The organism is Novosphingobium sp. 63-713 (assembly GCF_001898925.1).
GTDB lineage: Bacteria > Pseudomonadota > Alphaproteobacteria > Sphingomonadales > Sphingomonadaceae > Novosphingobium.
In genome coordinates this window covers 1-18,220 of the sequence record NZ_MKVS01000047.1, presented here as the reverse complement: position 1 = coordinate 18,220, position 18,220 = coordinate 1, and the positions used below count along the sequence as shown (strand labels likewise).

Here is an 18,220-nt window from a genome sequence, read left to right as displayed (position 1 = left end):
CATAAATTGTGCCCTGCAGGCTGTCAGGGCCGGGAAAGAGGGCCGGTGCCGCTATCACTTTTTCCCCATCAAGGCCGCGATCAGGCCTTGCTTTTGCCCTGTCCCCTGCGGCCCGCTTTTCATCACCCGCTTGCGGAACAGCGCCGCCCCGCCGCGCACAAAGATCGCCACCCAAAGCGCTTGCCAGCCCAGCGCGATCAGATGCGGCCACAGCCCTTCCTGCATCGCCGCGCGCGCCAGCATGGCAAAGGGCGAGGAGAAGGGCACCACCATCGCCGCGATCTCCACCCCCGAACCGGGGCGCGCCATCGCATAGGAGGCGAAGAAGAACACCATCAACTGGCCCATCGTCACGGGCATGTTCAGCGTCTGGATCTCGCGCACCGAATTGGCCATCGAGCCGATGGCAAGGAAGATCGAGCCCAGCACCAGATAGGCCATGGCGAAATAGGCCACCCCCAGCGCAATGAACAAAGGCCAGCCCACCGCAGGCGTCACCAGTTCGGGAATATGCACCCAGCCCGCCATCGAGAGCGCCGCCCCCGACAAAGCCCAGACGCCGATGCCGACAAAGCTGATCGCCAGCATGGCAAACAGCTTGCCGAAGAACACCGATTCCATCGGGATCGCGGCGGCCAGTATCTCTATGACCTTATTGCCCTTTTCCTCCATCAGATTGGACAGCACCATGCCCGCCAGCAGCATGGTGAGCAGGAACAGCAAGGTCTGCCCTCCCTGCGCGGTCAGCACGCGATTATGCGCCTGCGCGGCGGTGGAGGTGGCCGTGGGGGCCAGAGCGACATCGGGCAGCACATCCGGCCCATGCCCCGTGGCCCGCGCCGCGATCAGCGCAACCGAGCCCTGCCATGCGGCCAGACGCCCCGGCGTGCCGGTCAGCACAGGGCTGCGCGCTGTGCCCGAAATGATGGCGGAAAGATTGCCGCCATTGATGCTCTTGTCGGCTAGCGCCTTGGCCGGGTCCGCCCGCTCGCCGTGCCTCAGCCGTGCCACCACCACCAGATCGGGCAGATCATCGCGCAGCGCCGGTTCGAGCGCATGGCGCGCGGTCAGCATCGCATCAATATCCTCGCCCGCCATCATCAGGCCGATTTGCGGCGTATCGACGGCATTTTCGACATGGGCGCCGATGCTGCCCGCCATCGCGCCCACGAACAGCGGGAACAAAGGGCCCAGCAGGAAGAAGATGAAGCTGCGGCTCCACAATATGGCGACAAAATCACGGCGGGCGACGACAAAGGCGCCCGCAAGGGTGGAAAGGCGGCCCTTATGGATCATGCCGCTTCCTCCTGCGTGGGTTGGCCAAGGGCGTGGGCGGCGGCCTCACCGGCAATGGCGACGAAAGCGTCGTGCAGCCCCGCGCGCTCGATGGAGAGCGAGAGAATGCCCGCCTCACCCTCGATCAGCGCGCGCAGCAAAGGTTCGACCCCGGTGTCAGGCAGGGGGAATGACCACAGGGCGCCTTCATGCCGTGCATCGGGCGGCAGGGCCGCGCGCCATGGTCCATCGGCGTGGCGGGTTTCAAGGCGGACCTGCGCCGGGATGCGATCGCGCGCCACGTCCACCGGCCCGGCAAAGGGCACCCGGCCCCCGGCGATGATCGCCACTTCGTCGCATAATCTTTCGGCATGGGCGATGACATGGGTGGAGAAAATCACCGTTGTCCCCCCCGCCGCCAGCGCGCGGATCATTGTTTCCAGCTTGCCCTGATTGAGCGCGTCGAGGCCGGAGAAGGGTTCATCGAAAATCACCAGATCGGGCTGATGGACCAGCGTGCCAAGGATCTGCACCTGCTGCGCCATGCCTTTGGAAAGCTGGCGGATCTGGCGGTCGATGGCATAGGACAGGCCGTGCTCCTCCATCATCGCCTTGCCGCGCCTGCGCCCTTCGGCCAGGGGCAGGCCGCGCAGCGCGCCCATGAAGGCGATTGCCTCATAGGTCTTCATCGTTGGGTAAAGTCCGCGCTCTTCCGGCAAGTATCCGATGCGATGGGCCACATCATGCGGGCGATCCGCGCCCAGAATGCGCCGCACCCCCGAATCGGGGTCGATAATGCCCTGAAGCATCCGCAAAGTCGTGGTCTTGCCCGCGCCATTGGGGCCAAGGATGCCGTAAATCGCCCCTTGCGGCACGGACAGATCGACGCCATCGACGGCGGTGAACCCGTCAAACCGTTTGACGAGGCCGCGCGCCTCAATGGCCCAATCATTGCTCAGCACTTGCGGTTCCCCTAAGCGTTCTGGGTCATGCCCGTAACAGGATCTAGCCTTCCCTTGCTTAACAATGCCATCCCCTCTCTGCAAAAAGCCTTGGGCGAAGAAGCGGCGCGTCTGGGCTTTGCCGCATTCGGCGTGGCGGCGGCGCAGGAGGATGAGGCGCGCGCGGCCCGCCTCGAACAATGGCTGGAGGCCGGGTCCTATGGTCAGATGGAATGGATGGCGGACCGTCTGCACCACCGCCGTTCCCCGCAAGGATTATGGCCCGAAGCGCAAAGCGTGATCGCGCTGGGCATGAGCTATGCGCCCACGCATGATCCGCTGGCGCTGGCCGAACATGGGGATCGGGCGCGGATCTCGGTCTATTCGCAGGGGACCGATTATCACGATGTGGTCAAAAAGGCGCTGAAAGCTCTCGCCCGCTGGCTGGTCGATGCGGCGGTCAAGGCGGGATTGGGCGAGATCGGGGTCAAGGTCTTTGTCGACACCGCGCCGGTGATGGAAAAGCCGCTCGCCGCCGCTGCAGGGCTGGGCTGGCAGGGCAAGCACACCAATGTCGTCAGCCGCGAGCATGGCTCATGGCTGTTCCTCGGCGCGATCTACACCACGCTGGCGTTTGAACCGGATGCGCCGGGCCGGGACCGCTGCGGATCATGCCGCGCCTGCCAGGACGCCTGCCCCACCGGCGCCTTCCCCTCGCCCTATCAATTGGATGCGCGGCGCTGCGTGTCTTACCTGACCATCGAGCATAAAGGGCCGATCCCGGAGGAATTCCGCGCGGCGCTGGGCAACCGCATCTATGGTTGCGACGATTGCCTCGCCGTATGCCCATGGAACAAATTTGCCGATGCCGCCGCGCGCAACCGCGCCTTCCTGCCCCGCGCCGAACTGGTCGCGCCCCGGATCGGCGAACTGCTGGCGCTCGACGATGCCGGGTTCCGGCGATTGTTTTCCGGCTCGCCCATCAAGCGGATCGGGCGCAATCGCTTCGTCCGCAATTGCCTTTATGCGGCAGGCAACAGCGGTGATGCGGCGTTGATCGGGCCGGTCATGGCGCTGTTGGGCGACGAGGATGAGGCGGTGGCCGAGGCGGCGGTGTGGGCTTTGGAGAGGTTGAGGTAGGGAGGTATGCCTCCGGCGGGTTAAGGGCGGGGGCCCTTAACAATCCCGATAATGGGTTGGCGCTGGGTTGGCGGGGAGTGATGGAAATAAAGCCTGCGGCGCGGGGAACTTAGCCCTTTCCGCGCCGCAGGCTCTAAAATTCCGCCATCGCGTCCGAAACCCATCCGCTGAACCCGATACGCAACGCAGACAGTAACGGGAGCGCGAGGGTCTAGACCCTCGCACCAACCCTTTCCTTAAACCTCACCGCATCAACAACCCCCGCGCCTGCCCGGCAATCTGGGCCAACAGGGCGGGCGTGGTGGGCACGACCTTGCGCGCCCGCTCGATCATGCCGCCAAAGCGCGCCACGCCTTCGGCCTGCGCGGCCAGCCAGTCATTGACCGCGCCTTGCGGATCGCCGCCGTTCCAGCGGCGCAGCGCATCGAGTCGCATCTGTTGAAAATCGCGGGCGAGGCCGCCGACCAGCAGGCGTTCCCACGGGTCGGAGGGCGAGAGGCGCGCGGCGGTGGCCTGCGCCCAGTCGAGGCCCAGCGTCGCGCCAAGGCTGGTAAAGGCCTTGGCCAGCGAGACGGCTTCCAGCCCGGCGCCATGGGCCAGCGCCGCGATGCCCACCGCCCCGTCAAGGTCAAACAGGCGCACCACGCTGCTCAATTCCGCCTCATTGGCCCCCGCCACCGAGAGTTCGGCGCGCAGGCGGGCCGACCCGCTGCGCGCCTCGGACACCAGCAGGCCGTCGAGCGCACCCGCCAATTCCTCCAGCGCCGGGGCCAGCGCATCGGCCAGCACCGAGGGGAATTCCTGCGCCGCGCCCGCGCGCAGCAGGTCGGCCATATGCCCGCGCAGCGCATGGGCCGCGCGTTCGAACAGCAGGATGCGCGCGGGTTCCTCCATCTGCCCGCTTTCGATATCGTTCCACACCGGCCCCATGGCGAACAGCCTTTCGGCGGCAAGGAAGGCGGCGGCCACATCGGCAAGGCTCACGCCTTCCTCTTCGGCCAGTTCGAAGGGGTGGATAAAGCCCATCCGGTTGACCAGCCGGTTGGCGATTCGCGTGGCCAGAATTTCCCGGCGCAGGCGGTGGTTCAGGATGTCCTCGCGATATGTCTCGCGCATGGCGGGGGGGAAGGCGGAGAGCAGGTCCTCCTCCAGCCCCGGATCATCCAGCACGCCCGAGCGTTCCAGCGCATCCTGAAGCACCAGTTTCGCGCTGGAGAGTAGCACGGCCAGTTCGGGGCGGGTAAAGCCTTCCCCATCCTCGGCGCGGCGGTGGAATGTGTCGGCGTCCGCCAATCCCTCGGTGCGGCGGTCGAGATGGCCGCCATCTTCCAGCACCTCGATCAACCGGACATAGCCCGGCACGGCCGCCGCCCCGCCGCTTTCGGCAATGGACAGGCCCAGCGCCTGCAAGCGGTTATCCTCCAGCACCAGCGCCGCCACATCCTCGGTCATCGATGAGAGCAGGGCCACGCGGCCATCCTCGTCCAGCCGCCCGGCGCGCTTGGCGCTGGCCAGCGCGATCTTGATGTTGACCTCCTTGTCGGAGCAATCGACGCCCGCTGAATTGTCGATAAAGTCGGGATTGTCGCGTCCGCCCACGCCCTGCGCGCCATGCAGGCCATAGTCGATGCGCCCCGCCTGGGTGCAGCCCAGATTGCCGCCTTCGCCGATCACGCGGGCGCGCACATCGGCGCCGTTCACGCGGATCGCATCATTGGCCGGATCGCCCACATCGGCATGGGCCTCATGCGGGGCCTTCACATAGGTGCCGATGCCGCCAAACCAGAGCAGATCGACCGGGGCCTTCAGAATCGCGGTCATCAGGCTGTCGGGGTCGATGCTTTCGCCCTCCAGCCCCAAGGCCTCACAGATTTCGGGGGTAAGGGGTATCGACTTCTGGGTGCGGGGGAATACCCCGCCGCCCTGCGAAATCAGGCTCTTGTCGTAATCGTCCCAGCTCGACCGGGGCAGGGCGAAGAGGCGATTGCGTTCCTCCCACGACTTTTCCGCGTCGGGCGCGGGGTCGAGGAAAATATGCCGGTGGTCAAAGGCCGCCACCAGCCGGGTCGAACGCGACAACAACATCCCATTGCCGAACACATCGCCCGACATATCGCCCACGCCCACCACGCGGATCGGATCGGTCTGAACATCCACGCCCATTTCGCGGAAATGGCGCTGGACCGAAATCCATGCCCCGCGCGCGGTGATGCCCATCGCCTTGTGGTCATAGCCCTTCGACCCGCCGCTGGCGAAGGCATCGTCCAGCCAGAAGTCCTTTTCCGCCGCCAGCGCATTGGCCGTGTCGGAGAAAGTCGCAGTGCCCTTGTCGGCGGCGACCACGAAATAGGGGTCCTCCCCATCGAGCACCACCATGCCCGCCGGATGCACCACCGCGCCATCGACGATATTGTCGGTGAGCGAGAGCAGCGTGCGGATGAAGAGCTTGTAGCTTTCGCGCCCTTCATTGGCCCATGCGTCGCGGTTTTGTGTGGGGTCGGGCAATTGCTTGGGATAGAAACCGCCCTTGGCCCCGGTGGGCACGATCACGGCGTTTTTGACGCGCTGCGCCTTCATCAGGCCCAGCACCTCGGTGCGGAAATCGTCGCGCCGGTCGGACCAGCGCAGGCCCCCGCGCGCCACCGGCCCGGCGCGCAGGTGGATGCCCTCGACGCGGGGTGAATAGACGAAGATTTCGCGCCACGGCAAAGGCTTGGGCAGGCCCGGCACAAGGGCTGAATCGAATTTGAAGGCCAGCGCCTCGCGCCCCGCATCGACAAAGGCATTGGTGCGCAGGCACGCATGAACCACCGCGCGGAAGGCGCGCAGCAGGCGGTCCTGGTTGATCGCGGTCACGCCCGCCAGCCCGTCGCGGATCGCTTCTTCGGCCTGCGCTTCGGCCTTGTCGCGGTCCTCGATGCCGGGCTGATGGCGTGCGCGCAGCAGATCGACCAGACCCAGCGTGACCATCGGCGCGCCCAACAGCGCATCGACCGCCGTATCAATGCCATAGGACAGGCCCGTTTGCCGCAGATAGCGATAGAAGGCGCGCAGCCAGTTGGCCTCCCGCGCGGAAAGGCCCACGCCCACGATCAGCCGGTTGAACCCGTCATTCTCGCCCGCGCCATGCAGCATCGCGGTCAGCGCATCCTCGATGATCGGCGCATGGCCCAGCACCTCGCTCAGCGATTGCCCGCCGCGCAGCGCCAGCACGAAATCATGGATCGAACCCAGCGCCAGATCGCCCGATTCCAGCGTGGTGGGGATCGTGTCGATCACGCGGAAACCGAAATTCTCCAGCGCGGGCACGACATCCGACAGGATCAGCGAACCATGGCGCTGATAGAGTTTCAAGCGCAATTGCCCTTCCTCGTCGCCGGGCAGGCGATAGAGGCGCACGCCGCGCTGGTGGGCATCGTCATCGGGCGCGCCGGCGATGCGGCGCAGGTGGCCGATGTCCTGCGCGGCCTCGGCCGGGCCATAGAGGTTGCGATAGGCAATGGGGAAGGCCCCGGCATAGCGCCCGGCGATGGCGGCGGCGCGGCCCGGTTCCTCGCTGCGGGCGATTTCGGCCTCGACCGCATCGCCCCATCCGCGCAACATCGCGCGCAAACGGGCGTCCAGCGCCGCCTCATCGGGTTCGGGACAGGTCTCCAGCGCCTCGTCCACCGACAGGGTAAAGCGCAACTGGGCCAGATTGGATCCCTCGACCTCAAGGCTCCAGTCGATCACCTGGCCGCCGGTGGCCTCGCTCAGCATCTGGGCGATTTCGTGGCGGACCTCGGTGGCCACCGAATCGCGCGGCAGCCAGACGAAGGCGTAGAGATGCCTTTCCAGCGTAGCGCAGACCAGCGCGATGCGCGGGCGCGGGCGGTCGATCAGGCTCATCATGGCCAGCGCCACACGCTCCATATCGACATCGGTAAAGCCGATCATCAGATCATGGGGCAGGCTGGTCATCGCATGGGTCAGCACCTTGCCCGCATGGCCGTTGGGGCTGAATTCATGCTTTTCCAGCAGCGCGGAGAGCTGCGCGCGCATCAGCGGCACATGGCCCGGCGCGGTGGCCAGCGCGGCGCTGGTCCATACCCCCGCATGGACCGAGAGCGCGGCCAGCTTGCCTTCCTCGATCACCGGCAGGATGAACAGGTCGAGCGGCACCCGGCGGTGGACATGGGCGATCCGGTTCGATTTGACGATCAGCGGCAGGCGCCCCGCCCCGCCCCGCGCCAGAAACTGGTCGAACCAGGCAAAGCAGCGGGCATAGGCGGGCGCGGAGAGCAATTCCCACGTGCTTTTCCGACAAATGCCCAGCGCGCCGGTCTGCGTACCGTCGCGGCGGCGCACGACATGGCCCAGTTGCGTCAGCATCCCGTCGTTGAACCAGAGCAGCAGGGCGGCGCCCTCGGTCCGGTCCATCGCGTTCAAGGTGGCGGCATCATCGACCATGGCGCGCTGAATCGCGGGCCAATCGCCCACCGCCGCGCGCACATCGCCCAGCGTGACGCCCAGCGCCGCCGAAATGGCCGAGCGCGTGCGCGCATCCGCCCGCGCGGTTTCCAGATAGACCATTGATTCGCGCGGGATGCCGGGGCCGTGATCCTCGGGAATCTCTGTGATCTCGCCGCGCCCGTCGCGCAGCACCGGCACCACCGGATGCAGCAACCGGTCAATCACCAGCCCCTGCGCCGAAATCGTCGTGGCGATCGAATCGACCAGAAAAGGCATGTCTTCATTGACGATGGCGATGCGCATGAAACGCCCGCCCCCTTCGCGCGAGACATTTTCGATGGAAAGCGCGGTCTGCGTCCTTTCCCGGCGCCCTCCGGCGGCCAGCAGAAAACGCGCCGCCGCGATCAGGCCATCGGCGTCCAGATCGCCGTCGCCGGGCAATTGCGCCTCGGCCAGATGGCGGGCCAGCGCGGTTTCGCGCGGGTCGATCGCAGGGGTTTGGGAAAGGGATTCGGGCTTACGAGAACTCTTGGTCATTGTCGGACACACTCTCCCCCCGTGGCCGGGGATGCGGCCGGGGCAGAGGGGATTCCCGGCTGCCCGGGGCCTGTATTACGACTTGGTCTTGGTTCGCCTCATCCGGTCTAGCCATCAGAGGTTACGCATTTGTGTTATTTTATTACCGTGATGCCGCCAAGATGGGATCGCACTTATACACTTTATTTTCCTGCCGTTTGGGCCGGGGTCTGCGGGCCGATCTGCGCCAGATAGGCTTTTGCGCGCGCGGCGCTGTCCGAATCAGGGCTGGTTTTGACCACCGATTCCCAGCTTTTGCGCGCTGCATCCTCGCGGCCCGACAGCATGGCGATGACGCCCGCCTCCACCCCGATTTCGCCGTCACGCGGGTCCAGTCTGGCGGCATTTTCGATCTGGACCTGCGCCTCGGGCAATTTGTTCATCCGGCGCGAAAGCGTGGCCGAGAGCAGCCAGACCTGCGCATCATCAGGCAGCGCGGCGCGGGCGTCGGCCAGCACGGGCTCGGCCTCGACCGCGCGGTTCAGCGCGACCAGCGCGCGGGCGCGGTCCACCAGAATGCCGCCCGCCAGAACAGGTTTTGACGCCGCGCGTGCATCGGCCAGCGCCGCATCGAGCAGCGGCAGGGCGTCATCGGCGGCCCCCTGCGCCAGTGCGGCATTGCCCGCCATCGCGCCCGCCTGCGCGCGCCAGAGCTGGTCGGTGGTGGCGTCATGGGCGGCGATGAAGGCGGCGCGGGCCGCGCTCCACTGCCCCTGCCGGGACAGAGCGCTGCCAAGGCAGACATTGGCCTGCGCGCGGGCGATTTCGTGCTCCTTGGTCGCGTCCTTCACCCATTGGCGCGCATCGGCCAGCCCGCCTGCCGGATCGCTCTCGGCCGCATCCATGCATTTGCGGAAATGGCTGGTCTGGGTGGGAAAGTCGAAGACAATGCCGCGTGGGCGCGGGGCGATGGGCCGGGGCCGGTCGATCTGGGGCAGGTTGAGGCCCGCAATGCCCCCGCCGTTGAGCGAGGAGGCCTGAGCGATAAGGGGGATCAGGAAAACGAGGGCCATGGGCGATCAATCTGCAAAAGAAGCAAGGGTGCGCAGCAGCAGGGCGATGTCCTCATCCCGGCTGAGACGATGATCGCCGCCTTTGACAAGGGTCAGCTGAACATCGCCCGAACGCAGCGCGCCGAGCAGGCGATGGCCGATGGCGGGCGGGACATCGCCGTCCTCGATCCCGTGCAGCAGGCGGACGGGGGCGTCGATGGGGATGGGGGCGTCAAGCTGCAATTGCGATTGACCATCGGCCCAGAAGGCGGCGTGGGTGGGCGTTGGCTCGGGGCCATAGGGGTTGGGTTCGAGGATGGTGTGCCCTGCGGCCAATTCCGCTTTTTGCCCCTCGCTATAGCCCCAAGCGGTGAAATCGGGCGCGGCGGCAATGCCCACCAATCCGGCGATGCGGTCGGGGATCGCGCGGGCCACCAGCAGCATCAGCCACCCGCCCATGCTGGACCCCACCAGCACAACAGGCCCCGCGACATGGGCCGCGATGAGCGCCAGCACCTCGTCGCGCCAGCGTGAGAGCGTGCCATCGGCAAAGGTCCCCGGCGATTGCCCGCATCCCGAATAGTCCATCAGCAGACAGGCGCGCCCGCCCGCCGCCGCCCAGTCGAACACCGCGCTGGCCTTGCTGCCGGCCATGTCGGACATATAGCCGGGCAGGAAGACGATGGTCGGGCCGGTTCCGGGCGTATGGCGATAGGCGATGGCGCGGCCATCGGGCATCATATGGGTCTGGATCATGGCGCATCAGATGGGCCTGTTTCTCTGACGGCACAAGTCGGCGCCTTTGCTGTTGAGCCTTGGCCGCGCGGGCGCTAAGGCAGCCCCCATGTCGACCATGCTCAAGATCACCCTTCCCGATGGCTCTGTGCGCGAGATGGCGCCGGGCTCGACCCCTGCGGATGTTGCCGCCGCGATTGGCCCTGGCCTGGCCAAGGCCGCGATTGCCGCGCGCATTGATGGCGAACTGGTCGATCTCACCCGAACTTTCACGGGCGATGCGCAACTGGCGCTGGTGACGGGCAAGGACGAGAAGGACGCGCTCGAACTGGCGCGCCACGATTTTGCCCACGTTCTGGCCGAAGCGGTGCAGGCGCTGTTTCCCGGTACGCAGATCACCTTTGGTCCGGCCACGGATGATGGTTTCTATTACGACTTCGCGCCTGCGGAGCGTCCGTTCACCGATGAAGACCTGCCGCTGATCGAGGCGGAGATGCGCAGGATCATCGCCGCCAACAAGCCGCTGCGCCGCGAGGTGTGGAGCCGCGAGCAACTGATTTCGCGCTGGAAGCAGCAGGGCGAGAGCTTCAAGGCCGAATGGGCCGCCGAACTGCCCGAGGATGAGGAACTGACCGTTTACTGGTCGGGCGACGACTGGCTGGACATGTGCAAGGGGCCGCATCTGCCCTCCACCGGCAAGCTGGACTCGGCGGCGTTCAAGCTGACGCGCGTGTCGGGCGCCTATTGGCGCGGCGACCAGAAGAACGCGATGCTGTCCCGCATCTATGGCACCGGCTGGCTCAACAAGAAGCAGCTTGATGCCCATCTGCTGCGCCTTGAGGAGGCCGCCAAGCGCGACCACCGCAAGCTGGGCGCGGAGATGGACCTGTTCCACCTGCAATCCGAAGCGCATGGCAGTGTGTTCTGGCACCCCAAGGGCTATCTCATCTGGCGCGAGCTGGAGGCCTATATGCGCCGCGCCATCGACGGCACCGGCTATCAGGAGGTCAAGACCCCGCAGGTGATGGACGCCAAGCAGTGGGAGCAATCGGGCCACTGGGGCAAATATCGCGAAAACATGTTCGTCATCCCCGACGAGGCGCCCAACACCGAGGACGATGGCCCCATCGTTTCCAAGGACGCCGACTGGATGGCACTCAAGCCGATGAACTGCCCGGCGCATGTGCTGATCTTCCGTCAGGGCATCAAGTCGTACCGCGAATTGCCGCTGCGTCTGGCCGAGATGGGCTGCTGCCACCGCAACGAGCCGCATGGCGCGCTGCACGGCATCATGCGCGTGCGTCAGTTCACGCAGGACGACGGCCATATCTTCTGCCGCGAGGATCAGATCGTCGAGGAGGTCCGCGCCTTCTGCGAACTGGCCGACCGGGTGTACAAGGACTTTGGCTTTACTTATTCGATCAAGCTGGCGCTGCGCCCCGAAAAGCGTTTCGGCAGCGAGGAAATGTGGGATCTGGCCGAGACCGAGCTGCGCGATGCGGTGGTCAATGCCGGTTTGGCCACGGAAGAATATGGCTGGGAAGAACTGCCGGGCGAGGGGGCTTTCTATGCGCCCAAGCTGGAATGGCATCTGACCGACGCCATCGGGCGCACCTGGCAGTGCGGCACGATCCAGTCGGACCGCGTGCTGCCTGAGCGACTCGACGCGGCCTATATTGCCGAGGATGGCGAAAAGCACCGTCCGGTGATGCTGCACCGCGCGATTCTGGGGTCGTATGAGCGTTTCATCGGCATCCTGATCGAGCATTTCGCGGGCAAGCTGCCGGTGTGGCTGGCCCCGGTTCAGGCGGTGGTTGCCACCATCGTGTCGGATGCCGACGAGTATGCGCAGGACGCGGTGGCGCAATTGCGCGCGGCGGGCATTCGCGTGGAAAGCGATCTGCGCAACGAGAAGATCAACTACAAGGTGCGCGAGCATTCCTTGAAAAAGGTGCCTTATCTGCTGGTCGTGGGCAAGCGCGAGGCCGAGGAAGGCACCGTGGCGGTCCGCATTTTGGGCGAGCAGCAGCAGAAGTTCATGCCGCTCTCCGAAGCAATTGCCATGCTGAAAGGCGAGGCGACGCCGCCGGATCTGCGCTGATCGGCCACAGATTTTTGCAGGACACGGGAACGGCGCCTTCGGGCGCCGTTTTTGTTTTTGCGAGGCGATCGCAAAAAATCGCGCGGGGGGACTTGTGTTTTGCACAGTAAGATATATCTTGACCGCAACATAGCGATTCAGGAATAGGCCGCTCCATGATGACTCACCTCGAAATCCTGCGCCGCCGCCACCTGCCCTTCCACCTTCCGTCCAAAGGGAAAGCCATCATGAGCACCGACACCGCCCCCCGCCACCAAGTCATCCGCATGCGCCACGAAATCCGCCGTCGCACGCTGACCGTCCAGACCATCGAGGCCCTTGGCCCCAACATGCGCCGCATCACCTTCTCCTGCGACGACCTGCATGATTTCGCCAGCGCTTCGCCCGATGACCATATCAAGCTGTTCTTCGCGGCCCCCGCGGGCGAGGAAAAGCCGCTGATGCGCGACTATACCCCCCGCCGCTTCGACAAGGCCGCAGGTGTGCTGGTCATCGACTTCGCCCTGCACGAGGCAGGCCCCGCTACGAAATGGGCCATTGAGGCCAAGCCCGGCGACCCGCTGGCCATCGGCGGGCCGCGCGGCTCGGCGGTCGTGCCCGATGATTTCGACTGGTATCTCCTGATCGGCGACGAGGCCGCGTTGCCTTCGATCGGCCGCCGCACCGAGGAATTGCGCGCGGGCGTTCCCGTCATCACCGCCGTCGTGGTCGATGGGCCCGAGAGCGAGCAGGTGTTTGCTGCGAAATCCGCTTGGCAGGGCCTGTGGGCCCATCGTGGCGCGGCGCAGAGCGGGGGCAAGGAAGATGCCGCCCGCCTGATCGCGGCCCTTGGCGGGGTGGATCTGCCTGCGGGTGAAGGCTTCGTGTTCATCGCGGGCGAAACCGAAATGGCGCGGGCGGTAAAGGCCTATGTCGTCGATACGCTCGGCCATCCGCGTGAGTGGGTGAAGGCCGCCGGATATTGGACGCGCGGGGTGGCCGACAGCCATGGGGGGATTGAGGATTAAGGGGGTTTTGGGAGGTTAGAAGGCTTGCCTCCGGCGGGCAAAGGGCGGGGGCCCTTTGCAATCCCGTTAAGGGGGTGGCGCTTAGTTGGCGGCGGTGGGGTTTGTGGTTTTATAGCCTGCGGCGCGGCGGCCTAGCGCTTCCCGGCGCCGCAGGCTTTAAAAATCCAAAGGTGCGTCCGACACCTGACGCCGAACCCATGGCGCAACGCAGACAGTAGCGGGAGCGCGAGGGTCGAGACCCTCGCATTTCACCCTTCTTCCTTACCGGCCTCCAATTCCGCCACAGTCCCCTTGAACCCTTGAGCAATCACATACCACTCCGACGAATCCTTCCGGCTCGCAGGCGGCTTTGCGTGCTTTACGGTGGTGAAGTGCCGCTTGAGGATGTTCAGCAGCCCCGGATCGGTCCCGCCCGCAAAGACTTTCGCCACGAATGCACCGCCTTTGGACAGGTTGTGCACAGCGAAATCCACAGCCGTTTCCACAAGGCCCATCGTGCGCAGGTGGTCGGTCTGTTTGTGGCCCACGGTATTGGCGGCCATGTCCGAGATCACCAAATCGGGCCGCCCGCCCAGCGCCTCCATCAGCGCGTCGGGGGCCTCGTCGGCCATGAAGTCCATTTCGAACAGGATCGCGCCCTCGATCGGGGCGGTGGGCAGCAGGTCGATGCCGACCACGCCCGCTTGCGGCGCGCGCTGGCGCACCACCTGCGTCCACCCGCCCGGCGCCACGCCAAGATCGACCACCCGCCGCGAGCCTTTCACCAGACCGAATTTATCGTCCAGTTCGATCAGCTTATAGGCCGCGCGGCTGCGATAGCCGTCCGCCTTGGCTTTCTTGACATAGGGGTCGTTCAACTGCCGTTGCAGCCAGCGGGCCTGCGAGGCGGTGCGGCCCTTGGTGTTCTTCAATCTGGTGCCGGGATCGCGGCCGGAACGGCTCATGCCGCGCCTCCTTTGCTGTGTGTGATGCCGATCAGGCTGCGCAGGATGCCTTCACGGATGCCGCGGTCGGCCACGCCGAGGCGCGCCGCCGGCCATAGATCGAGAATCGATTCTAGGATAGCGCATCCCGCCACCACCAGATCGGCGCGCTCGCGCCCGATACAGGCCACCTCGCGCCGCCCGGCCACGCTCAGGCTGGACAGGCGCTGGCTGATCGCGCGCATGCTGGCGGCGGGCACGATGCAGCCGTCCACCGCGCTGCGGTCGTAATGGGGCAGGTCGAGATGGACGCTGGCCAGCGTTGTCACCGTCCCGCTGGTGCCCAGCAGGCGCAGCGGGCCGTGATCGTGGACCAGCCCTTCGCGCAAGGGGGCGATGCGGGCGGCAAAGGCGGCAAAGCCATCATCCACCAAGGCGCGCATTTCGGCATAGCGTTCGGCGCGATCCTGCGGTGAATCCAGCTCCGCCCGGCAGCTTTCGGTCAGCGAGACGACACCATAGGGGATCGACACGAAATCGCGGATCAGCGGCACGCCGCCATCATCCTGATGCTCGATCAGCACCAGTTCGGTCGAGCCGCCGCCAATGTCGAACACCAGCGCCGGGCCGGGGCCGGGCTCGATCAGGATATGACAGCCCAAGACCGCAAGCCGCGCTTCCTCGCGCGCCGAGATGATGTCGAGCGCAATGCCGGTTTCGCGGCGCACACGCTCGATGAATTCGGGGCCGTTGGTGGCCCGCCGACAGGCCTCGGTGGCCACGGAACGGGCCAGAGCCACGCCCCGGCGACGCAATTTATCCGCACAGATCCGCAGCGCGCCCATCGCCCGCTCCATCGCGGCATCCGACAGGCGCCCGGTCTGAGCCAGACCTTCGCCCAGGCGCACGACCCGGCTGAAGGCATCGACCACCACGAAACTGTCGCCCGCAGGCCGCGCGATCAGCAACCGGCAATTGTTGGTGCCAAGGTCGATGGCGGCATAGGACTGGCCAAACGGCCCGTGAAAATAGGGCGCGGGCCGGGGGGCGGAGGCATCGGGCGTTTTGGCGGGGGCCTTGGCGCCGGATTTTGCCTGTGCCGATTTCGCCTGCGCCGATTTGGCCGCCACGCCGCGTTCGCGCGCCTTTGCCCCGCGTTTGCGCCTTGCGCCGCGCCGCGAAGTGGGGGGCGCCGCCGCCCCGGAATTGCTCTGCTCCGCGGGCACGACTGTGCCTTCGGGCTTGCCGCCGGTTACGTCTACTCTCTGGTCCTTGCGCGGGGCGGCAGCGCGACTCTTGCGTGCCCGGCGCCTTGCTTTTTCCCCGCGCCGTTGAACCTTTGCTGGCGTGTCCGGCGGAGTTTGATCCGCCATGTGTAATTCTCAAAAATCTGTGTCCCGCGAGATACGCGGGTAATGTTGCCCTCCATGCTAGCGCCGAGCGGCCTCCGGAGCAATGGCTGATAAGGAGGATTGTCGCATGGGGCCCGCCGGCGGCGGAGCAGGCCGCCGGCGGGCCCCATGCGACGATTTACCCGTCGCACCGCGCTTTCATTTTTTCACTTGACGCTTGGAAACAGTGGGTTTAGAGGCCCGCTCCACACCGAGATGATGCCCTGTCGTCTAATGGTAAGACTACGGATTCTGATTCCGTCTATCGAGGTTCGAATCCTTGCAGGGCATCCATTCTCTTCCTGAATTTTGGAAGATTTACAGCGACTTAGGCAAGATGCGCTGACCGGTGTTACCAAACTCATTACCCAATCGTGCTTTGGCTGAGGCTGGGCAATTGGCGAGCAGTTGTGACCCTTTGGCGAGCCGCTTTAAACCTCTCCAAGCATTAGGCGGGGCGGTTCGCTTCTGCCTCCGGTGCCTCCGGCAAGGGAAGGTCATCTGCAGCTATGTTAGCCAATGCATCGGTGCCGTCTATCTCTTCTGGCTTTGGATAGAGCGGCGCCCAGAGGGGCCGTTCGCGCCAATCAGCGGGAAAGCCCATTGCTGCAAAATCGCCGGTGGGATTGCCTTCGATAAGCGCCACCAATCGCTGCGGCCAATCTGAGTTTGGCGTAATGATAGACATTGAGTGCAGCAGCATGGAAAGTGTGTTGTAAAGTTTTCGGTCTGCTTGAGGCTCAACAGTGTTCGCGAGGGAGGGGGGGCTCTGCGCGATCGGAAAAGTGACGGTAAATCGCCTATTCCATAGCCGGCTGTGGTGCGCGCAAATGTTTCGGACAGTTGCAAGGTGGTGCATCAGTCCTTGAAAAACGCCATCGTCAAAACCTAGCTTGCGTGCGATGGATTTGCGGTCGGCCCGACTTCCAAGGGCCGAGAAAAATTTCGAGAGTAGGCCAAAAGACATAAACTCGGCTGCCATCCAAACGGGAGGCTCGGCAGGATCATTGTACGTTCTTTTGTAATGATCGACAAACACGTCGTGGGAGCGGTCATACTCGGACTGGAGTTGATCCACATTTTCCTGAAAACGAGCCGCCTTTGGATAGAGGGCCGGATTGAGATGCCCGTGAGGTCCATAAACCATCGCCATTTGATATGCCCATGAGCCCCGAGCAGCCACCTCAATCCGTTCGAGGGCGTCCATCAGCATAAGCCGAAGGCGGCGGTCAAACTCGTAAAGGTCGAGGATCTGACCCAGCGTTGTCCCTGGCTTGATCGCATGATCGCCATTTTCCGCAGGAACCTCAAAATAAAGCCAATAAGCTCGGAGGCGGTAATAGCTGATATGGGAGAGAGCGTGTTCGGCTTGCTCCATATTCTCGATTACCATACCCCGCTCTTGCAGAAGGGAGATTTGGTCGGGAATCGACTTCGACGGTTTGGTGAAAGGACGCATTCGCCGCTTATGCGTGAACTTGCTCCAAAAACAAAGTAGCCCGCCATGGTGCGCATCGTTGAGAGGCGTGGCGGGCTTTGTTGAGACTAAGATAGTTAGAGGAAACCCACTTGTCAAATTTCGCTTGACAACGGCGCTGCGGAGGAATCCGAAATTTCGGCTTAGGAAGGCCACAGAGCCGAGTCCTCTTTCGAGGTATGCACGGACGCGTAAAAAAAATTCCCTCGCCCAGAAGGACCCTCAAAACCGATCTGAGGGGGGAATGGTGGGTGCATGTACCTTCTGGTTCGGTGGCTGGTTGGATTAGCGTCTCCTTGGTCCTAGCCGTCGGGCCGGTTGGTAGCGTGCCAAATCCTAAGCTTCATCAATTCCTCCAAGCTTGCCCAAGCTCTTCGTCGAACCATTGTTCGGCATCGTACAGTGGCTCGGTCGATGTGCGGAAATTCAGATAGTGAGAATACCCCTTCTGGCCCAGCCAAGTGCAGAAGGTGCTAAAAGACGGCATGTCAGCTTGTCCGCGCCGAATGCCGATCTCTCGGGCCCAATCGGTTGCCAGTTTCCGGATGGCCCGTTCGCAGTCGGCTTTCTTTTCCATGAAACCCTCGTAAGCTAGGTCTGCACGGAGCGCAGGCTAACAGTCCGTTGCAAGCGGGCAAGCTGAGACCGTTTTTATCGGGTAAAGCGGACCTTTACCCGCCTCCGCGATTCAAAAGCCCCACCGTCCTCGTATCCTGAGATTACACCCGCGCATTGCCGGCCAATCAGGAGAGTACGAGATGAAGGTCTGGAACCACCCCGCATTTAGAAGAGCAGTTGGAGGGTGCTGTGATGTGATGAAGGCCGTCGCGATAGCGGGGCTCATTCACTGGCTCGGTTTCGGCTCGTGATATGCCGCCCAAGTCGGGGCTGAAAAGTCGCCTTTCGTGCTGTCGGCTGGCGGATTCAAGAAGACTTGGCTCATCGCGGCAAGCAGGCATAGATAATTCCGGGCGGGCCATAAATGGCCCCATTCGGCGCGGGATCACCCGCATCGGGCCCCTTCACGTAAGTGCGAGCCTTTTCGCATTGATCCATTGTCTTATATGTTATGGTCTTGATCATTTGATGATTTGAAATGACCATTGTGGCGGGGTGGCCTGCTGCCGGTTTGATGGACACCGAGATAAGGTGTTTTCATCAACCGGAGTGATCGATGCAACGAAGGAAGTTCAGCCGCGAGTTCAAGCTT

Annotated in this window: 12 protein-coding genes and 1 tRNA gene; 4 read left to right on the top strand and 9 right to left on the bottom strand. The window is 64.4% G+C overall.

The genetic code is table 11. From position 1 onward, the window contains the following. Positions 1–54 precede the first annotated feature (54 nt). Positions 55–1,296 carry an ABC transporter permease gene (locus BGP00_RS18515; RefSeq protein WP_292688007.1) on the bottom strand — a complete coding sequence of 414 codons (1,242 nt, stop codon included), beginning with the start codon at positions 1,294–1,296 and terminating at the stop codon, positions 55–57. Then, entirely contained in the window at positions 1,293–2,237 is a 945-nt protein-coding gene (locus BGP00_RS18510; protein ID WP_292688005.1) for an ATP-binding cassette domain-containing protein, read from the bottom strand. The genes BGP00_RS18515 and BGP00_RS18510 overlap by 4 nt, the downstream gene beginning before the upstream one ends. Positions 2,238–2,291: 54 nt before the next feature. Between BGP00_RS18510 and queG the strand changes: the two genes are divergently transcribed. Continuing rightward, the gene (queG, locus tag BGP00_RS18505; protein ID WP_292688003.1) at positions 2,292–3,356 is read left to right on the top strand and encodes a tRNA epoxyqueuosine(34) reductase QueG; all 1,065 of its coding nucleotides are present in this window, start codon (positions 2,292–2,294) and stop codon (positions 3,354–3,356) included. 243 nt (positions 3,357–3,599) lie between these two features. On the opposite strand, the gene BGP00_RS18500 is transcribed toward queG, so the two are convergent. From BGP00_RS18500 to BGP00_RS18490, 3 genes are all read right to left on the bottom strand, one after another. Further along, positions 3,600–8,345 carry an NAD-glutamate dehydrogenase domain-containing protein gene (locus tag BGP00_RS18500; protein ID WP_292688001.1) on the bottom strand — a complete coding sequence of 1,582 codons (4,746 nt, stop codon included), beginning with the start codon at positions 8,343–8,345 and terminating at the stop codon, positions 3,600–3,602. Positions 8,346–8,527: 182 nt separating this feature from the next. Then, positions 8,528–9,397: a tetratricopeptide repeat protein gene (locus tag BGP00_RS18495; protein WP_292687999.1), complete on the bottom strand. Its 870-nt coding sequence runs from the start codon at positions 9,395–9,397 to the stop codon at positions 8,528–8,530. Between the two features lie 6 nt (positions 9,398–9,403). Beyond that, positions 9,404–10,132 carry an alpha/beta hydrolase gene (locus BGP00_RS18490; protein WP_292687997.1) on the bottom strand — a complete coding sequence of 243 codons (729 nt, stop codon included), beginning with the start codon at positions 10,130–10,132 and terminating at the stop codon, positions 9,404–9,406. Positions 10,133–10,220: 88 nt separating this feature from the next. Here BGP00_RS18490 and thrS point away from each other — a divergent pair, with 88 nt between their 5' ends. Together thrS and BGP00_RS18480 are read left to right on the top strand one after the other, a co-directional pair. Beyond that, a complete protein-coding gene (gene thrS / locus BGP00_RS18485; RefSeq protein ID WP_292687995.1) occupies positions 10,221–12,212 on the top strand; it encodes a threonine--tRNA ligase in 1,992 nt (663 codons plus the stop codon). A 155-nt stretch (positions 12,213–12,367) separates the two neighbouring features. Further along, positions 12,368–13,219, top strand: coding sequence for a siderophore-interacting protein (locus BGP00_RS18480; protein ID WP_292687993.1), 852 nt, complete (start codon positions 12,368–12,370; stop codon positions 13,217–13,219). Positions 13,220–13,467: 248 nt separating this feature from the next. On the opposite strand, the gene BGP00_RS18475 is transcribed toward BGP00_RS18480, so the two are convergent. Together BGP00_RS18475 and BGP00_RS18470 are read right to left on the bottom strand one after the other, a co-directional pair. Further along, positions 13,468–14,163, bottom strand: coding sequence for an RlmE family RNA methyltransferase (locus tag BGP00_RS18475; protein WP_292687991.1), 696 nt, complete (start codon positions 14,161–14,163; stop codon positions 13,468–13,470). Next, positions 14,160–15,368 carry a Ppx/GppA phosphatase family protein gene (locus BGP00_RS18470; RefSeq protein ID WP_292687988.1) on the bottom strand — a complete coding sequence of 403 codons (1,209 nt, stop codon included), beginning with the start codon at positions 15,366–15,368 and terminating at the stop codon, positions 14,160–14,162. The genes BGP00_RS18475 and BGP00_RS18470 overlap by 4 nt, the downstream gene beginning before the upstream one ends. Before the next feature lie 385 nt (positions 15,369–15,753). Here BGP00_RS18470 and BGP00_RS18465 point away from each other — a divergent pair. After that, positions 15,754–15,827: transfer RNA gene (locus BGP00_RS18465), tRNA-Gln, on the top strand. Between the two features lie 154 nt (positions 15,828–15,981). Here BGP00_RS18465 and BGP00_RS18460 read toward each other — a convergent pair. Together BGP00_RS18460 and BGP00_RS18455 are read right to left on the bottom strand one after the other, a co-directional pair. After that, a complete protein-coding gene (locus BGP00_RS18460; protein WP_292687986.1) occupies positions 15,982–16,992 on the bottom strand; it encodes an Abi family protein in 1,011 nt (336 codons plus the stop codon). Positions 16,993–17,356: 364 nt separating this feature from the next. Continuing rightward, the gene (locus BGP00_RS18455) at positions 17,357–17,587 is read right to left on the bottom strand and encodes a hypothetical protein (protein ID WP_292687984.1); all 231 of its coding nucleotides are present in this window, start codon (positions 17,585–17,587) and stop codon (positions 17,357–17,359) included. Positions 17,588–18,220 lie beyond the last annotated feature (633 nt).

What these genes read in the sequence shown, in the direction of transcription:
- BGP00_RS18490 (WP_292687997.1), bottom strand. Translation starts at nt 10,132, where the DNA reads ATGATCCAGACCCATATGATGCCCGATGGCCGCGCCATCGCCTATCGC.
- BGP00_RS18455 (WP_292687984.1), bottom strand. Translation starts at nt 17,587, where the DNA reads ATGGAAAAGAAAGCCGACTGCGAACGGGCCATCCGGAAACTGGCAACC.
- BGP00_RS18500 (WP_292688001.1), bottom strand. Translation starts at nt 8,345, where the DNA reads ATGACCAAGAGTTCTCGTAAGCCCGAATCCCTTTCCCAAACCCCTGCG.
- BGP00_RS18475 (WP_292687991.1), bottom strand. Translation starts at nt 14,163, where the DNA reads ATGAGCCGTTCCGGCCGCGATCCCGGCACCAGATTGAAGAACACCAAG.
- BGP00_RS18480 (WP_292687993.1), top strand. Translation starts at nt 12,368, where the DNA reads ATGATGACTCACCTCGAAATCCTGCGCCGCCGCCACCTGCCCTTCCAC.
- BGP00_RS18515 (WP_292688007.1), bottom strand. Translation starts at nt 1,296, where the DNA reads ATGATCCATAAGGGCCGCCTTTCCACCCTTGCGGGCGCCTTTGTCGTC.
- thrS (WP_292687995.1), top strand. Translation starts at nt 10,221, where the DNA reads ATGTCGACCATGCTCAAGATCACCCTTCCCGATGGCTCTGTGCGCGAG.
- BGP00_RS18460 (WP_292687986.1), bottom strand. Translation starts at nt 16,992, where the DNA reads ATGCGTCCTTTCACCAAACCGTCGAAGTCGATTCCCGACCAAATCTCC.
- BGP00_RS18495 (WP_292687999.1), bottom strand. Translation starts at nt 9,397, where the DNA reads ATGGCCCTCGTTTTCCTGATCCCCCTTATCGCTCAGGCCTCCTCGCTC.